The following is a 9689-nucleotide window of genomic DNA, read 5'->3' as shown; positions in this document are numbered from 1 at the left end:
CCCGGACCTGAAGGACCCCGCCGATCCCCGCGATCGGCGGGTTTTTTCGTGCCGCCCAGAATGGTCCGACCTTCCGCTTGACAGATCACGGGCAAATTAACTTAACTACCGTTAAGTCAATTCGAGCGACTCGACTCGGAGAGACGGGTAATGGTGATGAAGGGAGGCACATCATGTCCCAGTCCTTGGCTCACGATACGCTTGGTAGTCTGCCCGCGGTCCCGCCGGGATTTCGCAGCGAACTGCCGGACGCCGTTGTGAAATCGGCTGCGCGCACGATCCAGATTCTGGAATTCTTCGACCACGTCCGCCGCGACGTGAGCATTTCGGAAATCGCCCATGCCCTGCGATATCCGCAGTCCAGCACCTCGGCCCTGCTGCGCAGCATGGTCGCCATGGGCTATCTTCAGCACAACCGCACCCAGCGGACCTATCGCCTGACGCGCCGAACCGGCCTGCTCGGCGCCTGGGTCGATCCCTCGCTCGTCCGGCAGGGGTCCATCGTGAACCTCGCGCATGGCCTTGCCCGTCACACCGGCGAAAGCGTGCTGCTGGCGCGGATGAACGAACGCAAGGTTCAGGTCATCTATGTTGCCGAAGGCGGGCCCGACGCCTCCCGCATCGCGGTCGGCTGCCAGCACGAACTGGCGACCACGGCGGCCGGCGCGGCGCTGCTGTCGATGCTTGACGACCGGCAGGTCCGGCGGCTGCTGATCCGGCTGAACGCCGAACGCCCCGCCTCCGCCCCCGCGGTGGATATCCAGTCCAAGCTCTGCGAGATCGCCAAGGGGCGCAAGCTGGGCCACTTCACCGGTGGCGGCTCGGTGGCCGGCACGGCGGCCGTGGCCAGCCAGCTGCGGCACGAGACCGCCGGCGACATGCTGGTGATCGCGGTCGAGGGTTCGGAACAGCGGATGCTGCCGCAATCGGCGGCAATTGCGCGGCTCATCCGCACGGGGCTGCAGGAATTGTCCTCCTGACCGGGACAAGCGCCTCGCGGGCTGTTACAGGGCCCGAAACGGGACATGCTCCCGCGACCTGAGGAGGCTCCGGCCGATGCCGAACGATCAAAGTCAACGCACCGCTCCCGCCCGCCCGGCCCCGGCCCGGCGCGGGCGCAAGCCCGGAACCGGCACCCGCAGGGACGAAATCGTGCGCATCGCGCAGGATCTGTTCGCCCGCAACGGGTTCGACGGCACCTCGATCCGCGACATCGCGGATGCCGCCGGACTGACCAAACCGGCGCTCTATTATCACTTCACCGACAAGGAAGCGCTCTACGAGCAGGTGCTGGTCGACCGGATGTCCCGGCTGATCGTCTCGGTCGAGGCGGCGATGGCCGAGGTGGAGGGCCCGCTGGAGCGTGTCCGCGCCTACCTGCGCACCCATTCCTCGCGGATGGACAAGGATCGCGACGCCTGGCTGATGTCGCGCCAGAGCTTCCTGTCGATTTCCGATGAGGACCGGCGGCAGAAGGTCACCGAATTGCGGGACCGGTTCGAACACATCCTGCGCGACGAGATCCGCGCGGCGATGGACCAGGGTGTCCTCGACGATGACATCTCGCCCGCGATGGTGGCCAAGATGCTGCTGTCCTCGCTCAACGACGTGCCCCGCTGGCTGCGACCGGACGGGCGGCTCAAGGCCGAGGATGTGGCGATGACCTATGCCGACATCGCCCTGCGCGGGTTGATCCGCGCCGCCTGACCGGGCGTGGCCGGTGCCTCGCACCGACAATGGATATATCAAAAATTAGCCAGAATGACCGCATCTGCGGGCAGCTTCCGGGAATTTGCCCGGTTTCTGGCCCATCTCCGTGCAATCGGCACGGATTTTCATTGCGAACCAGCCAGTCCTCGCTAACATGATATATCGAAATGCGAGGGATGGATATGAGTCGGGACGCCGCCAGAGACCAGGTCGAGCCGCAGATCGTGCCAGCACTGTCAGAGCCGGGCGAGGTTCTGCGCGATGCGTGGGGTATCCCGCATATCCGGGCGGCGAGCACAGCCGATCTTTTCGTCCTTAACGGATACATCCATGCCACCGACCGCATGTGGCAGATGGAGGCTGCGCTGCGCCGCGCCGTCGGCACCTATGCCGAATGGGCCGGCCCGAGCGCCCTGCCCGCCGACCGCCTGTCGCGTCAACTGGGCGTCAAGGCCGCCTCGATCCGCGATTACGAGGCGATGTCGCCTGACAGCCGCGCGATGTGCGACAGCTACGCCGCCGGCGTGAACGCATGGATCGACGCGGGCGGGACGGCACCGGAATACGAATTGCTGGGTGCCAGGCCCGCGAAGTGGGAGCCTTGGCACTGCGTCGCCGTCATGCGGCAGCGAGGGCTGCTGATGGGGTCGATCTGGTTCAAGCTCTGGCGCGCGGCCGCTCTGGCGACCGTGGGACCCGAGGCCGTGCCGCTGCTGCGTTACGAGGACGGCGGCACCGAACGGCTGATCCTGCCGCAGGGCGCGCATGGCGACCGGATCCGTGCGACACTCGAAGATCTCAAGCCCTCGATGGAGGCCCTGTCGGGCTTCGCGCCCGAGGACGGGACCGTCGCCGGGTCGAACAACTGGGCGGTGTCCGGCAAGCTGAGCGCCACCGGCATGCCGCTGGTCGCGGGCGACCCGCACCGGCAATACGAAATCCCCGGCATGTATGCGCAGCTGCACCTGTCCGGGCCCGAGTTCGACGCCATCGGCTTCTCGGTTCCCGGCGTGCCCGGCTTCCCGCACTTCTGCCATACGAAGAACGTCGCTTGGTGCGTCACCCACGCCTTCGCGGACATCCACGACATCTATGTCGAGGAGTTCTCGGACGGCGGCGCGGCCTACCGGACCGAGGACGGCACGGCGCAAGCCGTCACCCGTCAGGAAACCATCAGCGTGCGCGGCGGATCGGACGAGACGATCACCGTCACCGAAACGCGCCATGGCCCGGTGATCGCGGGCGATCCCACCAAGGGCAAGGCGCTGGTGCTGAAATCGGTGCAGCTGTTCGACACCGACCACGCCGTCGACTGCCTGCTGCCGATGCTCAAGGCCCCGACGCTCGACGACTTCTACGACGCTTGCGAAGGCTGGGGCGTGATCGACCACAACCTCGTCGGCGCGGACAAGGACGGCCATATCGGCCTGCTGGTCCGGGCCGTGGTGCCCGACCGCGACCGGATCAACGGCTGGCTGCCGGTGCCCGGCTGGACCGGCACGCATGAATGGCGGGGGATGATACCCTTCGACCGGATGCCGCGCGAGCTCGACCCCGCGGACGGCTACATCACCACCGCGAACAACCGGCTGGTGGCCGAGGATCATCCCGACTACCTCGGCACCGATTTCCACCCCACGCACCGCGCCAGCCGCGTCGCCGAACGGATCGCCCGCGTGCAGGACCTGACCGTCGGGGACATGATCGACATCCTGCGCGACACGGACAGCGTCCGGGCGCGAGAGATCACGGGCCGCATCCTGAAGGCGGGCGCGACCGGGGCCGACGCCCTGCTCGACATGCTGAAAGGCTGGGACGGGCGGATGGACCTCGGCCTCAGCGCGCCGACGGCCTACTACCTGATCCGGCAGGAAATGACTCGCATCCTTGTCCGTGTCTCGGGCCTCGACCGCGCGTCGAAACACGCCGCCGCCGCGCCCGCGCCGGGCATTCCGGCGGTGAACCAGATGTGGTGGGCCCTGCCGAGCCTACTGCGCGAGGACGACACCACCCTGCTGGGCGGCATGACGTGGAACGCGCTGATCGCCGAAGCCGTCGCAACCGTCGCGGCCGGGCCCCAGCCCGAACCCTGGGGCACCGCGCATCTGCCGGTCTTCACGCACCCCCTCGCCCACCTCTTCCCCGACGCGGGCGGCGCTGCCGCGCCGACATCGGACCCGACCGGGGGCGACGGCGACTGCGTGCTGGCCACGGGCGGGATGCCCGGCACCGGCACCCGGTCGGTCTATGGCCCGGTCGCCCGCTACGTCTTCGACCTGTCCGACTGGGACAACAGCCGCTGGATCGTCTTCCACGGCACCTCCGGCCATGCCGGGGATCCGCACTATTCCGACCAGAACGCCCTGTGGGCGCGGGGCGAGATGGTGCCGATGACCTACACGAAAGCCGCCGTCGACGCGGCCGCCGTCAGCCGTCAGGGCTACGGCCCCTCCGCGACCTGAACCCGGTCGCGGCACACGCAAAACAGAGAAGGCAGCGGGCCCCCGCCACGCTGCCCGGTCAACCAGAAAACCAACAGGGAAACACCAGATGAAACATCTCACACCCCGTAATCTCATGCTGGCGGCGGTTTCCGCCGGTGCGCTGATGACCGCCCCCTTCGCTTCTGCGCTCGCGCAGGAGGCCAAGATGGGCGGCACCGTGATCTACGCCAACAACTCCGGCCCCGGCCAGCTCGACCCGCAGATGGCGGCGAGCCTTGTCGAGCTCGAGGTCATCCAGCACGTCTTCGAGGCGCTGGTCGCGATGGACGCGGGCTATGCCGCCAAGCCGATGCTGGCCGAAAGCTGGGAGGTCTCCGAGGACGGCAAGACCTTCACCTTCAAGCTGCGTCAGGGGGTCAAGTTCTCGGACGGTCAGGAAATGACCTCGGCCGACGTGCTGGCGACCTTCGAACGCTATGCCGAGGTCAGCCCCGGCAAAGCCACGCTGGCCGACGTCAAGGAATACCGCACGCCCGACGATTACACCTTCATCATCGAGCTGAACAACCTGAACGCGGTCTTCATCGACCAGCTCAAGACCCCGGTCTATCCCTTCTCGATCCTGCCGGCGAGCCAGCGCGACAAGCCCGCGCGCGAGATCGACGTGATCGGCACCGGGCCGTTCAAGCTGGGTGAATGGGTCAAGGACAGCCACCTGATCATCGAAAAGAACGAAGCCTACGTCCCGCGCGAGGATGCCGAGGGACCGGACGGCTACGTCGGCAAGAAGACCGTGAACGTCGACGCCGTGCGTTACAACTTCGTGCCCGAAGGCAACTCGCGCGTTGCGGCGATGCAGACCGGCGAGGCGGACATCACCACCGCGCTGTCTAAGGATCTGCTGGCCCGGCTGGAAGGCGTGGAGGGCGTGACCCCGATCACCGTGTTCCCCTACTGCCAGAACTACGTGATCCTGCATTCCTCGAACGCACCGACCGACAAGCGCGAGATCCGTCAGGCCATCCGCAAGGTCGCCGGGATCGAGGACCTGATCATCGCGTCGGGCGAAAGCGCGCGGAAAGATCACTCGATGTCCTATCCGGGCACCGACTACCACACCGGCGAAGAGAACGCGAAGTGGTATGACGAGAACGACATCGACGGCGCGATGGCCCTGCTCAAGGAGGCCGGCTACAACGGCGAGGAGATCGTCGTTCAGTCCAACACGAACTATTCGTGGATGCGTGACACGATGCTGGTGCTGGCCGAGCAGATGAAGGCCGCCGGCATGACGGTCAAGGTCGACATCACCGACTGGACGACCAACGCGTCGAACCTGCAGTCGGGCGGCGGCGGCTGGAACGTCTCGACCACCGGCTTCTGCTCGAACGCCCTGCTCGGGCCGCAGCAGTGGCAGACGATGATCTACAACTTCCCGCATATCGAGGGGAACACGGTTCTGGATGACGCCTATACCAAGTTCTACGCCTCGATGGACCTCGCAGACCGTCAGGCCGCTTGGCAGACGATCGAGGCCGAGGTTCTGGAAGGCGCCTACATGATCAAGGTGTCCGACCGCGGGTCCAACCGGGCCATCGCCGACGATCTCAAGGGCTTCCGCGAGTTCAACATGAACATCTTCTGGGATGTGTGGCTGGACCGCTGAGCCGCCCCTGACGACACCGGTCCGGGCGACTGACGCCCGGACCACCCCTGCCCCCGAACCCCCAAGGACCGACGGATGACCAAGCTGATCGCCTTCCGCATCGCACAGGCCATACCGGTCATGTTCGTTGTGGCGGTGCTGACCTTCCTCCTCATGCATCTCCTGCCCGGCGACCCCGCGACGATCATCGCCGGTGACGCCGCCGACCAGGAATCCATCGCCCAGATCCGCCGCGATCTCGGGCTCGACCAGCCGGTGCCGGTGCAGCTGTGGCTGTGGATCACCAACCTCGCACAGGGCGATTTCGGCCGGTCGCTGATGCTGAACCAGCCGGTGGCCGAAGCGGTGATGCAGCGCCTGCCCGTCACGCTGTCGCTCGCCTTCGTCGCCTTCGTCATCACGATCCCCGTGGGCATCGCGCTCGGCGTCATCGCCGCCGTGTGGCGCGACACATGGGTCGACAGCGCGGTGATGATCCTCGCCCTCGTCGGGGTGTCCGTCCCGAATTTCTGGATCGCGATCCTGTCCGTGATCCTCTTCTCCGTCACGCTCGGCTGGCTGCCCTCGGCGGGTTACGTGCCGCTGCACGACAGCTTTTCCGGCTGGCTCGCCTCGCTCCTGCAGCCCGCCGTGGTGCTGGCGCTTTTCCAGATCGGCTACCTCGCGCGGATGACGCGCTCGGCCATGCTGGAAGTGCTGGACCAGGACTATATCCGCACCGCCCGCGCCAAGGGCGTGACCCCCATGCGCACCATCCTGAAACACGCCTTCCGCAACTCGCTGATGCAGGTCGTCACCGTTTCGGGCTACATCCTGTCGCTGCTGATCGGCGGCTCGGTTGTGATCGAACAGATCTTCGCCATGCCCGGCATTGGCCGCCTGCTGGTGCAGGCGATCATGGCCCGCGACTATCCCGTCGTGCAGGGGACCATGCTGCTGCTCGGCTTCGCCTTCGTCTTCATCAACATCGTGATCGACATCGTCTATGCGTGGGTCGACCCGAGGGTCCGGTATGACTGATCAGACCGCCATCCAGTCGCCCTCGACCATGACAACCACCGCCCCGCCCCCGATGCCCAGCCGTTCGCGCGTCCTGATACGCAAGCTGTGGCGCCACCGGTCCTTCCGCCTCGGCGCCGGGATCGTGCTGGTGATCGTCGTGCTCGCCCTGCTCGCGCCGTTCATCACCGACGGTTCGCCCAACAAGATGAGCCTGCGCGACCGGTTCACGCCGCCGTCGGCCGAACATCCATTCGGCACCGACAACTTCGGGCGCGACATCTTCACCCGCGTCCTCTACGGCGCGCGTATCTCGCTCTGGATCGGCTTCGCCTCCGCCATGCTGGCGGCGGCTGGCGGGGCGATCGTCGGCATGGCCTCGGCCTGGTTCCGCAGGCTCGACGGCATCATCATGCGGATCATGGACGCGCTGCTGGCCTTCCCGGCGATCCTGCTGGCCATCGGCATCAACGCGGCCCTCGGCCCGCAGGTGACGAGCGTCATCATCGCCCTCGCCTCGGCCTACGTCCCACGGATGGCGCGGATCGTGCGCGCCGCGGCGCTGGTGATCCGCGAACTGGACTACGTCGACGCCGCCCGCGTCTCGGGCGCAGGCGCGACACGGATCATCTTCCGCCACATCCTGCCGAACTGCATGGCGCCGCTGCTGGTGTCCGTCACCTTCGTCTTCGCCTACGCGATCCTCGCCGAAGCGGCCCTGTCCTTCCTCGGCATAGGCCCGCCGCCGCCGCACCCGTCGTGGGGCAACATCATCGCCGAAGGCCGCGACTACTCGGTCGAGGCATGGTGGATCATGCTCTTCCCCGGCCTCGCCATCTCGCTCGCTGCGCTCGGCACCAACCTCCTCGGTGACGGCCTGCGCGACGTGCTGGACCCGCGCCTGAAGATGGAGCAGTGACCATGCTGGACGTTCAGAACCTCTCGGTCGATTTCCGCGTCGACAGCGGCTGGATCCGCTCGGTCAGCGATGTCAGCTTCGCCCTGCCCGCCAACTCCACCCTCGGGATCGTGGGCGAGAGCGGGTCGGGCAAGTCGGTCACCGCCCTGTCCATCCTGCGCCTGCACGCGGCGCGGACGACGCGGATGTCGGGCAAGATCATGTTCGACGGCAACGACCTGCTGGCGATGCCCGAACGCCGCCTGCGCGACCTGCGCGGGCGGGACATCGCGATGATCTTCCAGGACCCGATGCATTCGCTGAACCCGGTGCTGACCATCGGCGACCAGATCGGCGAGACGCTGCGTATCCACCAGGGCCTGTCGGCGACCGAGGCGCGCAACCGCGCGGTCGAACTGCTGGACATGGTCCGCATTCCTGACGCCAAGAGCCGCGTGACCGAGTTCCCGCATCGCCTCTCGGGCGGCATGCGCCAGCGGGTGATGATCGCCATGGCCATCGCCTGCCGCCCGCGCCTGCTGATCGCCGACGAACCGACCACCGCGCTCGACGTCACGGTGCAGGCGCAGATCCTCGAACTGCTGCGCGAGCTGCGGCAGGAGATCGGGATGTCTGTCATCCTGATCTCGCACGACCTCGGCCTCGTCGCGGAATTTTCCGAGAGGGTCATCGTGATGTATGCCGGGGAACTGGTCGAGGACGCGCCGGCCCGGACCGTATTCGACACCCCGCAGCATCCCTATTCCGAGGGCCTGCTGCGCGCGATCCCCTCGCCCGACGAGGATGTCAGCCGCCTCTATGCTATTCCCGGCCGCATCCCCGACCCCGGCAACCGCCCGCCCGGCTGCAACTTTGCCCCGCGCTGCGCGCTGGCCGAGCCCGCCTGCCACGCGGCCCCGCCGCCGCTCGAAGCCTTCGCACCGGGGCATTTCATCCGCTGCCCGGTGCGGATGAAGACGACGGAGCCCGCGGAATGAAGGACATGACCACCGACACCGCCATCATCCAGGTCCGCAACCTGACCCGCGATTTCGACGTCGGCGGCAAGGGCCGCGGCAAGCGCGTGCTGCGCGCGGTCAACGATGTCAGCTTCGACGTCGCGCAAGGCGAGACGCTGGGCGTCGTCGGCGAAAGCGGCTCGGGCAAGTCGACCATCGGGCGGATGCTCGTGGGTCTCCTGCCCGCCACCAGCGGCCGGATCGACCTGTTCGGCGAAACGATCACCGGCGACGGCGGCAGACGGGCGCTATCCCGCGTGCGCCACAAGCTGCAGTTCGTCTTTCAGGACCCGCACGCGGCGATGAATCCGCGCATGCGCGTGTCGGACGTCATCGCGGAACCCATCGACGTGCGCGGCGGCTGGTCGCGCAAGGACCGGATGGACCGCGTGCACGAGTTGCTGGAAACCGTGGGCCTCGCCCGTCAGTTCGCGGACCGCTACCCGCATGAATTCTCGGGCGGCCAGCGGCAGCGGATCGTGATCGCCCGCGCACTGGCGCTCGATCCGTCCTTCGTCGTCTGTGACGAGGCGGTCGCGGCGCTCGACGTGTCGATGCAGGCGCAGGTCATCAACCTGCTGATGGACCTGCAGGACAAGATGGGCCTGTCCTACCTCTTCATCGCCCACGATCTTGCCGTCGTCCGCGCCGTGTCCACACGCATCGCGGTGCTCTACGCGGGCGAGATCGTCGAGATCGCGCCGAAACGCGCGCTCTACGAGGTGCCGAAGCACCCCTATACCAAGGCGTTGCTCGAGGCGATCCCGCGCCCCGAGGCAGGCGTGCGCCAGCCGCCGATCCGGGGCGAGGTGCCGAGCCTGCTGAACCGCCCGCCGGGCTGCACGCTCTGCCCACGCTGCCCAAGGGCCTTCGACCGCTGCCGCGTCGAGGCGCCGAAACTGCGCGAAATCGAACCCGGACGCAGCGTCGCCTGCCACCTTTACGAGGACTGA

Annotated in this window: 8 protein-coding genes; all 8 read left to right on the top strand. The window is 67.2% G+C overall.

The annotated features are described in order from the left end of the window. The first annotated feature begins 173 nt into the window (after positions 1–173). The 8 genes from ATO6_RS07930 (at position 174) to ATO6_RS07895 (ending at position 9689) form a co-directional block, all read left to right on the top strand. Positions 174–980, top strand: coding sequence for a helix-turn-helix domain-containing protein (locus ATO6_RS07930; protein WP_088623336.1), 807 nt, complete (start codon positions 174–176; stop codon positions 978–980). A gap of 76 nt (positions 981–1056) precedes the next feature. Next, complete coding sequence (locus tag ATO6_RS07925) at positions 1057–1707, top strand: TetR/AcrR family transcriptional regulator (RefSeq protein WP_088623335.1); 651 nt, start codon at positions 1057–1059, stop codon at positions 1705–1707. Positions 1708–1892: 185 nt separating this feature from the next. Further along, entirely contained in the window at positions 1893–4172 is a 2280-nt protein-coding gene (locus tag ATO6_RS07920) for a penicillin acylase family protein (protein ID WP_088623461.1), read from the top strand. Between the two features lie 88 nt (positions 4173–4260). After that, positions 4261–5820, top strand: coding sequence for an ABC transporter substrate-binding protein (locus ATO6_RS07915; RefSeq protein ID WP_217898981.1), 1560 nt, complete (start codon positions 4261–4263; stop codon positions 5818–5820). 75 nt (positions 5821–5895) lie between these two features. After that, positions 5896–6840: an ABC transporter permease gene (locus ATO6_RS07910; protein ID WP_088623333.1), complete on the top strand. Its 945-nt coding sequence runs from the start codon at positions 5896–5898 to the stop codon at positions 6838–6840. After that, positions 6833–7738 carry an ABC transporter permease gene (locus ATO6_RS07905; RefSeq protein WP_217898980.1) on the top strand — a complete coding sequence of 302 codons (906 nt, stop codon included), beginning with the start codon at positions 6833–6835 and terminating at the stop codon, positions 7736–7738. The genes ATO6_RS07910 and ATO6_RS07905 overlap by 8 nt, the downstream gene beginning before the upstream one ends. A gap of 2 nt (positions 7739–7740) precedes the next feature. Beyond that, a complete protein-coding gene (locus tag ATO6_RS07900) occupies positions 7741–8715 on the top strand; it encodes an ABC transporter ATP-binding protein (RefSeq protein ID WP_088623332.1) in 975 nt (324 codons plus the stop codon). Continuing rightward, positions 8712–9689, top strand: a complete 978-nt coding sequence (locus ATO6_RS07895; protein WP_088623331.1) for an ABC transporter ATP-binding protein — start codon at positions 8712–8714, stop codon at positions 9687–9689. Before ATO6_RS07900 ends, ATO6_RS07895 begins: the two co-directional genes overlap by 4 nt.

It is taken from the genome of Oceanicola sp. 22II-s10i (genome assembly GCF_002210105.1).
Classification (GTDB): Bacteria; Pseudomonadota; Alphaproteobacteria; order Rhodobacterales; family Rhodobacteraceae; genus Pseudooceanicola.
The sequence above is the reverse complement of the archived record's forward strand: the minus strand, read 5'-3'. Positions and strand labels throughout refer to the sequence as shown.